The sequence below is a fragment of the Legionella pelazae genome, from assembly GCF_052527395.1.
The window spans coordinates 146,601-163,845 of sequence record NZ_JBNVZS010000003.1 but is presented as its reverse complement, the minus strand read 5'-3'; the positions used below and the strand labels follow the sequence as shown (position 1 = coordinate 163,845).

Below are 17,245 nucleotides of genomic sequence, written 5' to 3'. Positions count from 1 at the left end.
TCACCTAACGCAATTTTAAAGTTGCTAAACCACATAAGACAAAAACGACAGTCATAATCCAAAAACGCACTATAACCTTAGGCTCTGTCCATCCCTTAAGTTCAAAATGATGATGAAGAGGAGCCATTCGGAATAATCTTTTTCCACCTGTATATTTAAAGTAACCAACTTGCAAGATAACGGATAAAGTTTCAATCACGAATAAACCGCCCATGATTAGCAATACTAGTTCTTGTCTAACCATAACCGCAATGATCCCTAAAGCAGCGCCTAAGGCAAGAGAACCAACATCACCCATAAAAACTTGAGCCGGGTAAGTGTTATACCAAAGGAAACCTAAACCAGCACCAACAATTGCTGAACAGAAAATGGTAAGTTCACCCATATTAGCTAAATAGGGGATACCTAAATAATGAGCATAAACGCTATTACTGCTTGCGTAGGCAAATACGCCTAAAGCACCCGCAACCATTACAATGGGTACAATTGCTAAACCATCTAAACCATCTGTTAAATTAACTGCATTACTACTACCAACAATGACAAAATAAGCTAAAACCGGGAAAAATAGTCCAAGATCAATTAGCCAGTTTTTAAAAAAGGGAATACTAAGCTGAGTTTGTAAAGGCATACTAGAGCTAAAATAAAGAATCAAAATGGCAACTATTGCAATAACAGATTGCCAGAAATACTTCCAACGGCCTGATAAGCCCTTACTATTTTTGCGTACAACTTTACGATAATCATCAACCCAACCGACAATACCAAACCCGAGAGTCATTAATAATACTAACCATAATGCAGGTTCACCTAAATCACCCCAAAGTAGACAACTTACTGTAATCGCAACGAGAATAAGCACCCCTCCCATAGTTGGAGTACCCGCTTTCGTTAAATGAGTCTGTGGACCATCTTCTCTTACTACTTGACCAAGCTGTAGGTTTCTAAGCCACCTAATCATAAGAGGACCACAGAAAAGACCTACTAAAAGAGCAGTTAAAGCAGCTAAAATGGACCGAAAAGTTAAATATTGAAAAACTCGAAACGCATGATACTGTCCTTGTATTAACTGCGTTAGCCAATAAAGCATATCTCTTCCTCTTGCGAAAATTAAAGTATTTAAGTTGATCAGCTATTTGATCGTACAAAAATTAGCAAGCATATCACATGCCTAAAGTGTTAACCCACTAGTTCATGCACAATTTTTTCCATACTGGCTGAGCGAGATCCTTTCACTAGCACAGTTGTGTCTTTATCAAGCCAAGATAATAAATCTTTTGTTAATTCTTCTTGAGATGCATAATGACGAGCGCTACTACCAAACGCTTTACTGGAAAAAACGCTATGCTTACCGCATGTCATTAATAAATCTATTCCTTTACGTCGCGCAACATAACCAATTTCTTCATGATGCTGCTGGGTCCATGTACCTAATTCACCTAAATCACCGAGAACTAGAATACGACGGCCTTGACGCCTAGCTAACACTTCAACAGCAGTTAAAACAGAGCGTAAATTTGCGTTATAAGTATCATCAATAACTAAGGAGTCATTTTTACCTTGTAAATAAGTTAACCGCCCGGATACACCTTTAAAGTTTTGTAGTCCCTGAGCTATTTCTTCTAGAGAAATACCTACCGCAAGGCAGCAGGAAGCTGCCGCCAGAGCATTACGCGCCATATGTTCACCAGGAACCTGTAATGTGATACTACGCTCATCTAAAGCCGTTACTAGTGTAAATGAGGCAAAACCCGCCTCATTTAGAGAAAAATTCTTCGCATAAACATCTGTTTGCTTGGCCAATGAAAAACGAATAGTTTGTTTGTCGGCTAATAAATTATCCCAAAAATGCGCATAGTCATCATCGTCATTAACCACAGCAGTACCATTTGCTGCAAGCCCGGCATAAATTTCACCCTTAGCTCGAGCGACTCCATCAATTGAGCCAAAGCCTTCAATATGAGCTGGCGCGATATTGTTGATTAAAGTTACTTGTGGTTGTACTATTTTTACTGTATGAGCAATCTCGCCTATATGATTAGCACCTAATTCAAAAACAGCATAACGATGTTCGGGTTTTAGCTGTAAAACACTTAAAGGCACGCCAATATGATTGTTTAAGTTACCTGGGGTTGCATGAGCAGGTTTAGGTAAAATACTAGCTATCATCTCTTTTACAGATGTCTTACCATTACTTCCTGTTAGAGCAATAACTGGACAAATTACTGTTTTACGATGCAGCTTAGCCATTTCAGTCATGGCTCGTAGAGTATCTTTAACAACAAATTGTGGCATACTAATATCATCAATTTGCCTCTCACACAAAACTGCAACAGCACCTTTAGCTTGCGCCTCAGCCATAAAATGATGGCCATCAAATTTTTCACCACGTAAGGCAATAAATAAATGCCCCAGTAAAACTTTCCGACTATCAATAGAGATACCTGTTACAAAAAGAGGTTCACTATACTGACATCCTAATTGTTGGATTAAAGTTGTAATATTCATAGTATTATATAAGGAAGGAATTAAAATAAAGTGTAGTGATTATTAACCTTACACACCAATGCTAGTAAAATGCAATATAAATTATTAAGGAAAGACAGCTATTGCTTTAATTACTTTCCTCTTAATTAAGAGTAAGATCAGTTTAAGCAATTTCGTACTCCTTAGATTCTGTTATATCGGGTATATCAACAATATTTAGCAACTGATAATAATGCCTTAAACTTTCTGCAGTTAATGGCCGCTTTTTTTCATCGAGCAAAAGTGTATCTAATTCATCACTTAACTGCTTGGCCGTATTCAGCATGATAATAAACCGTTCTTTATCGATAGTGGGATTCCCTGACGAGTGCATGAATAAGCACAAACCTCTTACTGAAAAACCACCAATATTTTGTAAATCGAAAACACCTGTTGGCGTTGCCGCGGCAAGACTGCATAGAATTGGGCCTTGACCATTTGAATATTGATGCCGATGAAACAAGTGGCCTTCACCAAACCTCAAACCAGCTGCTAATACAGTTTGCAATAGTTCATATCCTGCAAGTTGCCGGTTTTCTTTCGCTAGTAAAAACATCATGACTGAAGGGCCTGCTTCATTGTTAGCATCAGAAGCTGAGTCATTATCTAGAAGCTCATTACCTAAAATAGATTTTCTATCATCATTTTCACTGGCACTAATTTTTACATTAGCTAAATTTTCTTCTTCATTTAACAAGTTAGAATTAACTTTGCGTACAGCAATAATATCATCAAACGACTTATTCTCCACTTTACCTAAAGGTGGCTGATAGCTTGCTAAACGATTGGCTTGCCGTTTGGTTTTCATTAAGCGCCCTATTGCAATGACCACGCCAATAAGTAATATTACATTGAGTACTAGACTTAAGTTTGCCTGCATATTGACTCCTATTAACTGTCCGCTACGTTTATTACTAATACTTTTAGCGTATTAAAATTAAAATTTTTATTTAAGCCTCTGTTACTGCTAAGGCTTGCTCTACATCAACTGAAACAATTCGCGAAACGCCGGGCTCACGCATCGTTACACCAATTAAATGATCGGCTAGTTCCATCGTTATCTTATTATGCGTTATAAATAAAAATTGTACTACTTGAGACATTTCCCTTACTAAACTACAAAATCGTTCAATATTTACATCATCTAGAGGCGCATCTACTTCATCTAACATGCAAAAGGGAGAAGGATTTAATTGAAAAATTGCAAATATTAGCGCCACTGCTACCATTGCTTTCTCTCCTCCAGATAGCAGATGGATAGTATTATTACGCTTTCCTGGCGGCTGCGCTGTAATTAAGACACCTGCTTCCAATAAATTATCACCAGTTAACTCTAAGGCAGCTTGCCCTCCACCGAAAAGGCGTGGAAAAAGAGATCGAAACGTAGCATTAACAGCATTAAATGTTTGTTGGAAGCGCAACTTTGTTTCTTTGTCTAATTTTTCAATTGCAGTCTCAAGCATTTCTAGAGCATTAGTCAAATCGTTGTACTGCTCGTCTAAGTACTGTTTCCTTTGCGCTTCACTGGTATATTCTTCAATAGCCGCAAGATTAATAGCACCGAGCCGATTTATTTTTTCAACGATTTCCTCAATATGCTGCTCACGCACCTTAATAGTTATATCAGGCGCTATTACCTGAAGGAGGGCTTGCGCTTGAAACCCTTGTTCCTCTAACACATCTAATAGATTACCGATTTGCACTCGGAATGTCTGTAGTTGTAACTGCAGTTGTTGAATTTTTTCTTGTAAAATTTTAATTTGCTTTTCTTCTGCTTTAATTTTAGTTTCTTGCGCAGTAAATTTAGCTTTATAATCATTAAGCTCTTCACGTGTGATTTTTAAAGTTTGCTCTATCGTTTTATGCTCTCCTAATCTTACTTCTAAATTTTTTTCGCAAGAAGAATTAGATTGTGCAAGTATGGCAAGCTGTTTATCATGTTCTTTTTGACGCTCCTCTAATAAAAGTAACTTGGTTTGTTTAAGAGCAACATTAGCAATCACCTGTTTATAAGTTAATTGACTACGTTCGTTTTCTATCTCTAATTGATGCACCAAATTACGTGCTTCATTTAAGGATTTTTCTTTTTCAATGAAGGTATTATCGAAATTAAGTTTGTCTGTATTAACTTGCTCCTGCTCAGCTTGAAATTGCTGCTTTAAAGGAAGAGCCGTTGCAATGGCTTGTTCTATAGTAAATCGTTGCTCAGCTAAATTTACTAAACGTTGTTCTAAATACCCATTGTCTTTTAACAGCTCTTTTTTCTTAATATCAAGCTGATCAAGTTTCAACTGTACAGAATCAATTTTGGTTCTTTCTGATCTCATTTCATCATGAGTAATAGTTAATTCTTCTTGAGAAATAAGCACCTTCTCTTGCTGTTCTTTTAAAATTAAATAAAGTTCATCGCGCTTTTGTTTTAAAATATTTAAGTTCGTTTGGGCTTGTTTAAGTTCACTATTTAAGTAGTTTAATTCCTCTTGCTTAACTAATAAGCTAAAGCTATCTGTTGTGGCTCTTCCAGCAATTCGAATCCATCCTTTAGCAAGCCAGCAACCCTCTCTTGTAATGATTGATTCATCCTCAGCAATTTGGGGCAACCACTTAGAGGCTTCTAAAATACTTGAAGCTGTAAATATTTTATCTAAGTTAGGTAAAAAGTACGGAACAAAACCGTTTATTTTTTCTGCTAAGCATGGAAAAGATTTTTCCTTTGCAGAAGTTAGATAAGCGACAGCAAAGCTTTGCGGTTTATCCATTGATTCATTCAGGCTCGCTAAAATAGGTTCAAGCGATGTTACAACGGTTGCTTGTAAATAATCTTTTAAAACGATCTCACATGCATATTGCCACTCTTTATCAATGGTTAGATTTTCAAAAAGTCGAGGTTGATCTTTTATAAAGCTATCATTTTGCTTTTTAACAGTAGCTAAGGTGGCTACAACTGACGCATGTTCTGCTGTTAACTGATGCATTTGATCTTGAGCGCGATGTAGCTCTGTTTCAGTTTGTATTAATTGCTGACGCGTCTCACTTAAGCTATTTGATAGCCTTTGATAATTTTCTTCTTGCTCTGTCTTTTTACTTTCTAATTGTATTAAATTGGTTTGCTGCTGCGCCAGATTGATAGCATTAACTTCTTGGGTGAGTGAATATAACCAATCTTTGTTTTTATCAAAGCGTATTTGCACATTTTGCTGCTCATGGATTATATGCTGATAATGCACTTGCTGAACTCGTACTTCTTGCTCTATTTGCGCTAAATCAGTTTGTATTTTTTTAATTTTTGCTTGCCACTCCACTTGTTCTTGCTGCGCGGCTTGATATATCTGCTGCTTTTGTATTAACTGATGTTTAGCATCTTTTAAATTGGACTCAATTTGATCAATATTACATTGATAATCTTTTAATAATTCTTGTTCGTGGTTTAATTGATTAATTAGCTCCTGCTGTTCTTTATCAATGCATTGTCTATTAATTAGTAATCGCTGGTGTTCTTGATTCTGCCGCTGTAGCTGCTCTTCTAAGCGAGCAATCTCGGTTGTCAATTGATAAAAATGGGCTTGCTCTGCTTCAAATACATCCCGTACTTGCTCTATCTTTATTTTTAAAGAAGTATTTTGATTATATGTTTGCGCAATACTAGCCTGATATTGTTCATAGTCTAAAGTAAATTGGTTTAGTTGTTCTTCTAATTGTGATGCCTCTCCACTTAAACTCTGCCATTTGAGCGCTACTATTTCTGCTTTATAAGTTCGCTCCAAATGCTTTAATTCCTGATAATGTGCAGCTGCTTTTGCTTGCCGCTCAAGTCGCTGCAATTGTTTAGCAAGTTCATCTCTGATATCGCTTACCCGAGCTAGATTTTCACGAGTATGATTTATACGCGTGACAGTTTCACGCCTTCGCTCCTTATATTTAGAGATCCCAGCTGCTTCTTCTAAATGAGCACGTAATTCCTCAGGCTGTGCTTCAATTAGTCTTGATACTGTCCCTTGTCCAATAATAGAATATTGGCGAGCGCCTGCTCCCGTACCTAAAAAAAGATCAGTAATGTCGCGGCGTCTACACCGAGTTCCATTTAAAAAGTAAAAAGACTCTCCTGCGCGAGTCACTAATCGCTTAATAGCAATTTCTTGATAATTACTGTATTGACCGCCGAGTCTTCCTAAAGAATTATCAAAAATTAATTCAGCTGACGCTTGTCCTACCGCTTTACGGTTAGTTGAGCCATTAAAAATAACATCAGTTAAAGATTCACCTCGTAAGGTTTTAGCTGAGCTCTCTCCTAATACCCATCTAACTGCATCGATAATATTTGACTTTCCGCAACCATTAGGTCCAACAACGGCCACTAAATGACTAGGAAAAGGAATAGTTATTGGCTCAACAAATGATTTAAATCCAGCTAGTTTTAATTGTCTTAGATGCATCAGTAACAAGATAGAAAAAGATTACAAAATTGTACCTTAAGGCTATTAAGAGGAGAAGATAAAAAATATGGCTCTAGGTAGTTTGTTTTGCAGTTGTTATTTTAACGTAAATTCGATATTAAAGATATTAATAATATTCGCTTAGCGACCCAAAGAATTTTCGTCTCTTTTATGTCGAACTCACGTTATTTTAAATCATTTTGGTTTATTTTATCTAATAACTTTTCGATAAAATCCGTACTTTGCTTATAGTCATTGACTAAATTATTATAAGCAATTTGCAGCGCGTCATACTCCTTATGAGCTGTATCTTTTATAGATTGATTTGTCTGCTTATTCAAATTAACTAACTTAAGCCTTAGCTCTTGAATTTCATGTTGTAATTTTAAACGTTCTTGCTTTAATTTCTGAATGCGCCTAAGCATAATTTGATAATACCTTCTACCAAGTAAAATTATAAGTAAGTTACTAATAATAAGTGGGAAAACCCATATAGGCCAAGCTGTAAAAAAGAAATGGAATCCAGGCCTAGAATGCATTATCGGCTTGGCTGACTCCTGAAAGCCACCTAAAAAATGGGCTAATAAATACTGCTCCCAAAAATAAAATGCACTGGACAGAAAAGTTACGACTACAATTAAGATTAAATATCCTATAATTTTATTAATTGTTGCGTTACGCAATTCTTTTTATCCACTGTTAAATAAAGTTACTTGCCAATGTACCTCAAATCACGTGAAAATAAAAAGTATTCGTATTGCTTAGGAGATAGGATGACCGCCGATACTGAATTAAGTCAACTCATGCAATCAGTTGCTGAAAAAAGCATTCAAATGGTAGAGAGCTTTCGTAATCAGCCACCTCAGCTTCCTCATTGGATTAATCGCTTTATTGATTTAACAAATGATTTTCAAGCGCTCATGGCAACTATATTTAAAAACCCAGAAAAAATTTGGCAATCTCAAATTGCTTACTGGCAAGATGCAATGAGCCTTGCCCAAGATCAATTTGCTTATTGGCTGGAAGGGAAATCCATGCCAATTGAAGATAAGCGATTTAGTAGCGATGAATGGGTTAATAATCCCTTTTTTAATTTATTGAGTCAGCAATATTTGTTAGCCAGTGAACATTTTAATGCGCTGCTTGAGAGGCTAGATTATGGTGATAAACGATTAGCTAAACGAGTACAATTTTTTAGCCGACAATATTTAGACGCTTTATCGCCAGCTAACTTTATTCATACTAATCCACAATTAATGGCAGAAACGATACAAAGTCATGGAAAGAATTTACTGCGTGGATTGCAAAATTTATTAACAGATATGGAATCTGGCTCAGCGCGTTTAATTATTAAAATGACTGATATGGATGCGTTTAAAATTGGTGAAAATCTAGCAACTACGCCTGGAAAAGTGATTTTTCGTAATGAGATGATGGAATTAATCCAATATTCTCCATGCACTGAAAAAACGTATACCATTCCCTTGTTAATGATTCCTCCCTGGATTAATAAGTATTATATCCTTGACTTAAGTGAACATAACTCATTCATTGGCTGGCTTGTTAAACGAGGCATCACAGTCTTTGTTATCTCTTGGGTTAATCCAGATGCCACTTATGCAAAGAAAGGGCTGTATAGCTATTTAAGCGAAGGGCCAATGACTGCTATTGAAGTGATTAAAGAACAATTACAAGTAAAAAAGGTCAATACCTTAGGCTTTTGTATAGGAGGAACCTTATTAGCCTGCCTCCTTGCATACTATAAAGCGCATAATAAAAAATCTATTCGAAGTGCTACGTTTTTAGCCTCAATGATTGATTTTAGTGACCCAGGCGATATCTCTGTTTTTATTGACGAGCATCAAATTAGACATTTAGAAGAACAAATGAAATTAAAAGGTTATTTAGATGGACGCTTTATGGCTAGTACCTTTAATTCACTACGAGCAAATGATTTAGTCTGGTCCTTTTTTATAAAAAATTATTTGCAAGGTCAAAATCCCGTTCCTTTTGATATTCTTTACTGGAATGCTGATGCGACCAATATGCCTGCTAAAATGCACTCTCAATACTTACGCTGGATGTATTTACATAATAATTTAATCAAACCTGGAAAAATTAAATTAAATCATACACCTCTAGATGTTACTAAAATTGATGTGCCAACTTTTTTTATATCTACAAAAAAAGATCACATTGCCCCTTGGAAAACAACCTACATAGGTTTTCAAGCGATGAAAGGTGAAAAACACTTTCTCTTAGGAGGCTCTGGTCATATTGCAGGTATTATCAATCCGCCTTGCGCTAATAAATATGATTACTATATAAATCCCGCAACTGATCAGACGCCAGATGAATGGGTTAATAATGCAACTAAGTACCCAGGCTCATGGTGGCCTACTTGGTTTAAATGGCTAAAGAAGAAATCTGGCCGTCTAAAGCCTGCCCCTAAATTTGATGAGCTTCCTTATAAGCCTTTAATAGATGCACCTGGCAAGTATGTCTTTCAAACAACCTCACGTCCTGAAGTTGAAAAAGAAACGGAGACTATAAAGTAATGGTATAAGTTATTTTTTATTCAATACCAAACCAGCCGCCAGTATCGCCGCCTGCCCAGCACGATGCATTACGACAAGCAGCAATTTTATTACTACACAAGTCTTTAAACAACTGTTCGGCGCTAATATCTTGATTCTGGTAACCTTGTGGTTGGCAGACGCGATTGCTATAACTACCTTTAACACGAATTTGGCCCATAACCGATATAGAAGGTGAAACTGCATAAACACCAGGATTATGTGAATAACAGGCAATATAACATCCAGGTATACCGGTATAACTATTATCAGTAGGAATTAAAACTTTCATTGCCCCTGGATAAGGGTGGTTTACCACGGCTGCATTAGGTATGACATACACTGGAAAAGGAGATGGTAACAATCTTTGATTAATAGATGCAGACCTACTTTGATTAGATTGTAATACCTGATTGGCACTATAAGCTGCTATCATAAATGAGATTAATGGAATACTTAATGCGCTTACTATTAGCTTTTTCATAATGCTTCCTTCTTAATAGTTCGCTATTTTTAGTATAGACTTCCTCGTATACAGATATTTTATTTGTAATTCTTTAGTTAGGTTATAGGTTCAATTAATAAATATGATTCGAGCAGATTTAATTATTCAACAGACTAAAAAGTGGATTACCTCGTTTATCATCCCTCTAAAACTTTGCCCTTTCGCTAAATATGTTATTGATAATGATACAATTCGACTTAGCGTTAGTCCCGCTCTAACTAAGCAACTCGCGCTAAATAATTTGCGCAATGAAATTGCTATTTTGGAAGATAATAGGACTATAGAAACAACTATCGTTATATTTCCAACGTTATTTAAAAGCTTTCTAACCTATATAGATTTTACCGCGTTTGCTGAGAAACAGCTTATGAAAAACCAATATGAAGGTATTTATCAGCTAGCAACCTTTCATCCTGATTATTGTTTTGCTGATGCTGAAAGCCAAGACGTCGCTAATTATACTAATCGCTCGCCTTATCCAATGGTGCATATTTTACGTGAAGAAAGTATAGAGCAAGCCATTGCCTTCTATGGCAATACGAACCAAATACCGCTTAATAATATTACCCTTTTACGCAAACTTGGTCTAGAAAAAGTAGTCGCGCTTATTTCTAAAGCAAACGCTATCACCCATACCAACGAGATAGAGTCATAATGGCTCTGTCAAATAAAAAATTGCTGAAATTTTCTGATATAGAATAAAGAGGAACCCACAAATTTAAACTTTCATTAGGTTAGAGAATATGAAAATGCATGATCAGGCATTCAGTATGAATAATAATTATTATCAATTTAAGCTAGATTAAGGCTATCGCAAATAGTGAGTTTGCGATAGCAAAATAAAACTACTTACTATTTTTTGTTATCCGCCTTTTTTGCTTCCTCAACTACAGACAGCATCGCTCTTTCAAAAATCTCAAACGATTTTTGCATATAATCTAAAGCTTTATGGCCATTTTCAACAGCAAGATTAATTTGTTTTTCTAAAAATTCTTCAGGCTTTTTAATTTTTGCGAGCTCTTCAGGCTTTAAATACTTAAAATTTTGTAATGTTTTAGCATTTAATTCAGCGATAGCTTGCAAAGGTTCCTGAGCTTTTCTTGCTAGCTCAGTCCAGCGTTCTAAGTATGCTTGGTTCATAATAAACCTCCTTATGTTGCACTGCACAATATTAGATTAGTCCTTTTAGCTTTTATTGTCAATTAATAAAATATCTTTTTTGCATGGCAAAATAAATACTAATAAATTAACCAGACAAACAAATTTAATAAACAAATATTGCTTATTTTTTTATTTCAAAGTAGCCTATTTAACCTTAAATAAGGATTGCCATTGATTAAATATCTCACCAAACTGCTGTTGCCAAAGCTGGGCTGTTTGCTGATAGTCCTGTAAATAAGGGCTTTTTTTGATTGATGCCTCAAATGAAGCAAATAATTGTTCTAAAATATTTTTATAGGCCTGGCTCATTGGATGACTAGCTAATACAATCAACTGTCTTAGCATATCCGCTGATAGAAACTGACTAGTCGTATTTTCCATCTCCACTAGAATTTGTAACAAAGTAGCGCTCGTTATATCCTTATTAGTGCTACTGTCCTCTACTCGAAAGGCAATACCCTTAACGACATAACCTTGTAATTCTTCAACAGTAATATATTGACTTCTTTCAGTATCATATAGGCGGCGGTTTTTATATTTTTTTATTAATCTCACCATTTCTCCCTAGTTAATTCTCATTTAACTTTTAATACATGTGTAAACCACCATTGATACTTAAATTTGCGCCCGTAATATATCGACTCTTCTCATGAGTTAAAAACTCCACTGCCCAAGCAACTTCTTCAGGTTCTGCTAAACGCTTAGCGGGGATTAAATTAATAATTGCCTCTAAAATATCTGGCCTAATACCTTTCATTAAACGTGTATTAACATATCCAGGTGAGATGCTATTTACAGTAATATTAAAGGCCATTAACTCTTGTGCCAAGCTTTTGGTAAACCCATAAATACCTGCCTTCGAAGCTGCATAATTAGCTTGAGAAAATTGACCTTTCTGTGCATTGACTGAAGAGATATTGACGATACGACCATTTTTTTGGGCACGCATGGTTTCAACTACTTGCCGGGTCACGTTAAACATACCATCTAAATTAACGCGTAAGACTTCATCCCATTGCTGTTTGGTCATTTTATGAAAAACTGCATCACGCGTGATACCCGCATTATTGATAAGCACATCAACTCGACCAAATTCACCAATAAGTCCTTTGATAACTTTCTCGCACTCATTAAAATCAGTTACGTCCATATGTCGAAAATGTAAATGGTTATAACCTTGCTTATTTAATTCTTGTTGCCATAGATCACCTTGGTTATCAGCAACTACATCAAGTGCAATGACATGGCCATAGCAGGGAGCTAACTGCTTGGCAATAGCAGTACCAATATCACCTGTTCCTCCAGTAATTAATATTACTTGTTCATTTTGCATTTTCTTTAACCTTATACATATTTAACGTAACTGATTTAACATAATTAACTTATTTTACATATATTGACCGCCATTTATATCTAGATTTGCACCAGTAATAAAACTAGATTCAGGAGATGCAAAAAAAGCGACAGCTTCAGCAATTTCAGTTGGCTTACCTAGGCGACCTACAGGAATATTAGCGATAATTTTGTTTAAAATATCTTCCTTCATGCTAGCAAGCATACTTGTTTCGATATAGCCAGGTGAAATAGTATTTACTGTAATTCCTTTACTTGCTACCTCTAGAGCTAAGCTTTTACTGAAACCAAAAAGTGCGGCTTTTGTAGCTGCATAATTACATTGTCCAAATTGCCCTTTACGACCATTAATGGAAGAAATATTTATAATACGACCATAGTTTTGATCTATCATATGTGGAATGATATTGCGGGTCATATTAAATACACTTGTTAAATTAGAATCCACTACATGTTGCCATTGCTCGGGTGTCATTTTTTTAAGACTACAATCAGCAGTAATACCGGCATTATTGACTAAAGTATCAATACGTCCATAACGCTCAATAATAAGCGCCGTTAATTTTTCACAATCTGAAAATTTACAGATATCAGCATAAACAATATCAATATTAAAGCCTGCTTCCTGCTGAGCTTTTTGCCACTGCTTTGCTTCTTCGTGCTTACCATTTTTAAAATAACAGGCAATAACTTGGTAATCTTTTGCCAGACGCTGACAAATTGCTGAGCCAATACCACCTGTACCTCCAGTAACGACAGCTATTCTTCCATCCATAGAAAAAGACCTCTTGCAAGTTAGTGGATACTTATAAAGTAAATATATTTATTACTTTATGCCCAAATATAAAGCAAATCATCTTATATTCCTATACTCTAAAAAAGTATTAAATGCAAAATAAAGGCCAAAGTTACATAAAATTTTTCGCCTACGTGAAATCTCTATTAGAAAAACTTAATACTTCTTCGCCAAAACTAAAAGAGCACTTATGGCTCATGGCTTTAAGAGACAGTTATTTTGGGTATATATTTAATTAACTCATGAAAAAGACTTACTGTTCCTTGTAAAATTTGAGGTTATTTATAGCAATTTTATAGCGCATGGCTAAACAAAATACAAAATAGATTTTAATGGCTTAAGCTGAAAAACTAACTTATTTAGAGCTATTTTCTTTATTAAAAAGCACTAATTACATAAGCTCGATATAAAAGGGAATCACTTCTTGTATACCAAAATTAAGTGAATAAGCGTTTTAAATTCAATAGATTAGGCAATAATTAACATAAATTAACAATAGGAGTTAACTTTTAAGTTAACTCCTCAAAACTATAAACCCTCAAATCTTAATTTGTTTTGGTACAAAATTTTTAATTTGCTGAGCGAATTGATGTAAGACTTCTAAACCAGACTCTTCAGCTTGCTTGCACCAGTGTTGTAGCGCTTCTACCAATTCCTTTTGTGAAGTAGCTGTTTTTAGCCAAATATTTTGTAGGGATTGACGATAAGAATAAACAACTTGTAAACGTTCGCGCTGCGCTAATAAAGCCTGAAGTTTAGCTTTAGCACGAGGGGACATTAAACTATCTTGTAAGCGCAATAATCGACCAGCCCGCTGAAATAGCTTTCTCTTCGCTTTATCATCTTTAACTAAACGCTTTTCCATTTTTAGTGTTGGGAGAACGACTCGCTTATAATAGAACGACATAATTTGAAAGCGATTGCTAATTACAGCCCTAACTGTGTCTAAATCGACGTGAAGCTTGCCTTCATCAGTCGCTAGTTTTGGTGGTAATTTTTTAACTTTGGCTAATCCTAACCAGGATAAGCAGCGAATATACATCCATCCTAAATCAAATTCCCACCATTTTACTGAGAACTTAGCAGATGAGGCAAAAGTATGATGATTATTATGCAGCTCTTCGCCCCCTATCCAAAAACCCCAGGGGAAAATATTGGTCGCTGCATCAGGACATTCAAAATTCCGATAACCCCAATGATGACCTATACCATTAACAACGCCAGCAGCATGAACCGGAATCCAAAGCATTTGGAGAGCCCAAATAGTAATACCGGGAATCCCAAAGAGTAGTATGTTAATGATAAACATCAACAAAATACCTTTGGAGGAAAAACGACTATAAAGATTACGCTCTATCCAGTCATTCGGCGTACCATGCGAATATTTCGCAATCATAGCTTTGTCTTTTGCAGCATTTCTATAAAGTTCTGCGCCTTCCCAAAAGACCTTTTTTATGCCTAAAACCTTAGGACTGTGTGGATCGCCCTCTATATCGGTAGTCGCATGATGTTTACGGTGAATAGCTACCCATTCCGCTGTAATCATACCTGTAGTTAACCATAGCCAAAAACGAAAGAAATGACTCACAATAGGATGCAAAGTTATTGCTCTATGTGTCTGACAACGGTGAAGATAGAGGGTAACTCCAGCAATTGTAATTTGAGTTAATATTAGTGTGGCTATAACATAGCCCCAAAAAGAAAGATTTAATAATCCAAACATCATAAACTGCTCCTCGCAAAGATTTGATGCCAAATAGTTTCAGTATTATGCTGTTAGATACAAATAGAAGCAACTACTGCTAAACTTTAATATTTAGAATTTTTTATACAGTAAGCGTTAATTTCAAATGATTACTATTATAATAGTAACACAGAATCATATTTATTACTGGATATCCTATGAATAAAAGATTAAATTACCTTTTTCAAACGCTCATTCCCTTTTTAATTATTGGCATAGCTATTGCTATGTTACTCGGGTTACTTATCATGTTTTCTTACGTTTTAATGTGGGGAATCTTGATTGGTGGTATTCTTTGGCTTGTCTCTGTAATTAAGAATTTTCTTTTCCCTAAAAAGGTTCTGGCCAAATCAGAGGGACGGATTATAGAACATAATGACCAGAAATAATGCCTGAATTACCTGAAGTTGAGACAACTCGCTTAGCTATTAGTCCTTATTTGATTAATCAAATTATTAAACAAGTTGCAATTAGAAATTCACAGCTACGGCTACCTGTATCTACTGAGTTACAGAAAGTTTGTCCAGGTCAAAAAATAGAGGCTGTACATCGGCGAGCTAAATATTTAATTCTTATTCTTTCCAAAGGATATATACTTATTCATTTAGGTATGTCAGGCCATCTACGCTTAGTTACCGCCTCAACACTACCTGATAAACATGATCACATTGAGCTTACCCTTAAAAATGGGGTGGTCATACGCTATTATGATCCACGGCGCTTTGGTCTTTGGCTCTACTTAACCGAAGATCCAGCTGGCCATAAGCTATTAAGCCATTTAGGTCCTGAGCCTTTAACAGATGACTTTAATGCAAATTACTTATTTAAAAATTCTCAAGGAAAAAAACAAAGTATTAAGTCTTTTTTAATGGACAATCAAATTGTAGTTGGCATTGGCAATATTTACGCCACAGAAAGCCTTTTTTTAACAGGTATTCATCCATCTAAGCCGGCGGGCATGCTAACAATCGAGCAATTAACGAAATTAGTTAACTCTATTAAAAGAGTATTACAACAAGCCATTTGTTATGGCGGTACTACTTTGCGTGATTTTTACTCTCTAGGAAATCCAGGGTATTTTATTAACCAATTAAAGGTATATGGTCGTAAAGGGCAAGCCTGTTTTGAATGTAGCACTATAATTGAAGGCTTAAAAATTGCCGGTCGTACGTCAACTTATTGTCCTAAATGTCAGCCATTAAAACAGAATTAATTTTGCAAGACATGACACATGCATTATTATCAGCTACTGACGGGTCAGATGGCCTGCTTATGTATTTTTTATGAAGGTTATTCTATAAATGCATTAAATTTAGATTGAAAGTAAATAATAAGCTAGCTTTTAGCAAGATGAAGATATTTGCTGCTAGCAACTTGGGTTAAATAAAATTATAAGTAATACATATGAGAATAAGTAAACTTCATACTCAATGGATCGCTCTGCACTCGGCGCTATACACAGCAAAGATTTGTGGCCAAGCCGTCTTTAAGCGACTTTTTGGCACCATTAATCGACCTTGGGTTGATGCGACTATTATTAAATGGTCAACTAAATTACTTGATTTAGTGGGCGTTAAACTTGAAGTATTTAACCCATATAATGTAGAGCCAGAATCTGGAAAAGCAACTATTATTATGTGCAATCATACTAGCCTTTATGACATTCCGATTAGTTTTAAAGCATTCCCTAACCACTCCATTCGCATGTTAGCTAAGAAAGAGCTATCTAAAATCCCTATTATGGGTAAAGGCATGTCAGCAGCAGAGTTCCCGTTTATTGATCGCAAGAATAGACATCAGGCAATTAAAGATTTAGCATTTGCACGTCAATTAATGGAGAGTGGTATTATTATTTGGATTGCCCCAGAAGGCACTCGCTCTAAGACAGGTAAATTAGCCCCCTTCAAAAAAGGCTCATTTATTACGGCAATTGAGGCAAAAGCAACGATTATTCCTATTGGTATTCGTGGAGCTTACAATATTTTACCCCCAAAAACCATGCGATTTAACTTAAACCAAAAGGCGGAAATTCATATTGGTAAACCTATTGATGCAGCGCAATACTCTTTAGAAAATAAAGATGAACTAATAAACAAGGTTCATCAAGCAATTAAGGAATTAGTAGAGGGGCCTTCATAAATTGACTAACTA

Annotated in this window: 16 protein-coding genes; 5 read left to right on the top strand and 11 right to left on the bottom strand. The window is 35.7% G+C overall.

Going from position 1 to position 17,245, the window contains the following annotated elements:
- Positions 1 to 4 precede the first annotated feature (4 nt).
- The 5 genes from mraY to ACQUW5_RS05250 all read right to left on the bottom strand — a co-directional run bounded on the left by mraY (position 5) and on the right by ACQUW5_RS05250 (position 7,642).
- Positions 5 to 1,090, bottom strand: coding sequence for a phospho-N-acetylmuramoyl-pentapeptide-transferase (gene mraY, locus ACQUW5_RS05270; RefSeq protein ID WP_444990165.1), 1,086 nt, complete (start codon positions 1,088 to 1,090; stop codon positions 5 to 7).
- Positions 1,091 to 1,179: 89 nt separating this feature from the next.
- Entirely contained in the window at positions 1,180 to 2,508 is a 1,329-nt protein-coding gene (locus ACQUW5_RS05265; protein ID WP_444990164.1) for a UDP-N-acetylmuramoyl-tripeptide--D-alanyl-D-alanine ligase, read from the bottom strand.
- A gap of 142 nt (positions 2,509 to 2,650) precedes the next feature.
- Positions 2,651 to 3,406, bottom strand: coding sequence for a cell division protein ZipA C-terminal FtsZ-binding domain-containing protein (locus tag ACQUW5_RS05260; protein WP_444990163.1), 756 nt, complete (start codon positions 3,404 to 3,406; stop codon positions 2,651 to 2,653).
- A gap of 70 nt (positions 3,407 to 3,476) precedes the next feature.
- Positions 3,477 to 6,959: a chromosome segregation protein SMC gene (gene smc, locus ACQUW5_RS05255; protein WP_444990162.1), complete on the bottom strand. Its 3,483-nt coding sequence runs from the start codon at positions 6,957 to 6,959 to the stop codon at positions 3,477 to 3,479.
- A gap of 185 nt (positions 6,960 to 7,144) precedes the next feature.
- Entirely contained in the window at positions 7,145 to 7,642 is a 498-nt protein-coding gene (locus tag ACQUW5_RS05250; RefSeq protein WP_444990161.1) for a hypothetical protein, read from the bottom strand.
- 90 nt (positions 7,643 to 7,732) lie between these two features.
- Between ACQUW5_RS05250 and ACQUW5_RS05245 the strand changes: the two genes are divergently transcribed.
- A complete protein-coding gene (locus ACQUW5_RS05245) occupies positions 7,733 to 9,517 on the top strand; it encodes a PHA/PHB synthase family protein (protein ID WP_444990160.1) in 1,785 nt (594 codons plus the stop codon).
- A gap of 16 nt (positions 9,518 to 9,533) precedes the next feature.
- Here the strand turns inward: ACQUW5_RS05245 and ACQUW5_RS05240 are convergent, their stop codons facing one another.
- Positions 9,534 to 10,019, bottom strand: coding sequence for a hypothetical protein (locus ACQUW5_RS05240; RefSeq protein ID WP_444990159.1), 486 nt, complete (start codon positions 10,017 to 10,019; stop codon positions 9,534 to 9,536).
- A gap of 103 nt (positions 10,020 to 10,122) precedes the next feature.
- Here ACQUW5_RS05240 and ACQUW5_RS05235 point away from each other — a divergent pair, with 103 nt between their 5' ends.
- Complete coding sequence (locus tag ACQUW5_RS05235) at positions 10,123 to 10,695, top strand: DUF1415 domain-containing protein (RefSeq protein ID WP_444990158.1); 573 nt, start codon at positions 10,123 to 10,125, stop codon at positions 10,693 to 10,695.
- Positions 10,696 to 10,892: 197 nt separating this feature from the next.
- Here ACQUW5_RS05235 and ACQUW5_RS05230 read toward each other — a convergent pair whose 3' ends face one another.
- From ACQUW5_RS05230 to ACQUW5_RS05210, 5 genes are all read right to left on the bottom strand, one after another.
- Complete coding sequence (locus ACQUW5_RS05230) at positions 10,893 to 11,180, bottom strand: phasin family protein (protein WP_444990157.1); 288 nt, start codon at positions 11,178 to 11,180, stop codon at positions 10,893 to 10,895.
- A gap of 165 nt (positions 11,181 to 11,345) precedes the next feature.
- Positions 11,346 to 11,759, bottom strand: coding sequence for a polyhydroxyalkanoate synthesis regulator DNA-binding domain-containing protein (locus tag ACQUW5_RS05225; RefSeq protein WP_444990156.1), 414 nt, complete (start codon positions 11,757 to 11,759; stop codon positions 11,346 to 11,348).
- 28 nt (positions 11,760 to 11,787) lie between these two features.
- Positions 11,788 to 12,534 (bottom strand): acetoacetyl-CoA reductase, encoded by a 747-nt coding sequence (gene phbB / locus ACQUW5_RS05220; protein ID WP_444990155.1) that lies wholly within the window; start codon positions 12,532 to 12,534, stop codon positions 11,788 to 11,790.
- Positions 12,535 to 12,588: 54 nt separating this feature from the next.
- Positions 12,589 to 13,329 (bottom strand): acetoacetyl-CoA reductase, encoded by a 741-nt coding sequence (phbB, locus tag ACQUW5_RS05215; RefSeq protein ID WP_444990154.1) that lies wholly within the window; start codon positions 13,327 to 13,329, stop codon positions 12,589 to 12,591.
- Between the two features lie 559 nt (positions 13,330 to 13,888).
- Positions 13,889 to 15,076 (bottom strand): DesA family fatty acid desaturase, encoded by a 1,188-nt coding sequence (locus ACQUW5_RS05210; protein WP_444990153.1) that lies wholly within the window; start codon positions 15,074 to 15,076, stop codon positions 13,889 to 13,891.
- Positions 15,077 to 15,252: 176 nt separating this feature from the next.
- Here ACQUW5_RS05210 and ACQUW5_RS05205 point away from each other — a divergent pair, with 176 nt between their 5' ends.
- From ACQUW5_RS05205 to ACQUW5_RS05195, 3 genes are all read left to right on the top strand, one after another.
- Positions 15,253 to 15,483 carry a hypothetical protein gene (locus ACQUW5_RS05205; RefSeq protein ID WP_444990152.1) on the top strand — a complete coding sequence of 77 codons (231 nt, stop codon included), beginning with the start codon at positions 15,253 to 15,255 and terminating at the stop codon, positions 15,481 to 15,483.
- Positions 15,483 to 16,307, top strand: a complete 825-nt coding sequence (gene mutM, locus ACQUW5_RS05200; RefSeq protein WP_444990151.1) for a bifunctional DNA-formamidopyrimidine glycosylase/DNA-(apurinic or apyrimidinic site) lyase — start codon at positions 15,483 to 15,485, stop codon at positions 16,305 to 16,307. Before ACQUW5_RS05205 ends, mutM begins: the two co-directional genes overlap by 1 nt.
- 191 nt (positions 16,308 to 16,498) lie before the next feature.
- Positions 16,499 to 17,233 (top strand): lysophospholipid acyltransferase family protein, encoded by a 735-nt coding sequence (locus ACQUW5_RS05195; RefSeq protein WP_444990150.1) that lies wholly within the window; start codon positions 16,499 to 16,501, stop codon positions 17,231 to 17,233.
- Positions 17,234 to 17,245: the final 12 nt, after the last annotated feature.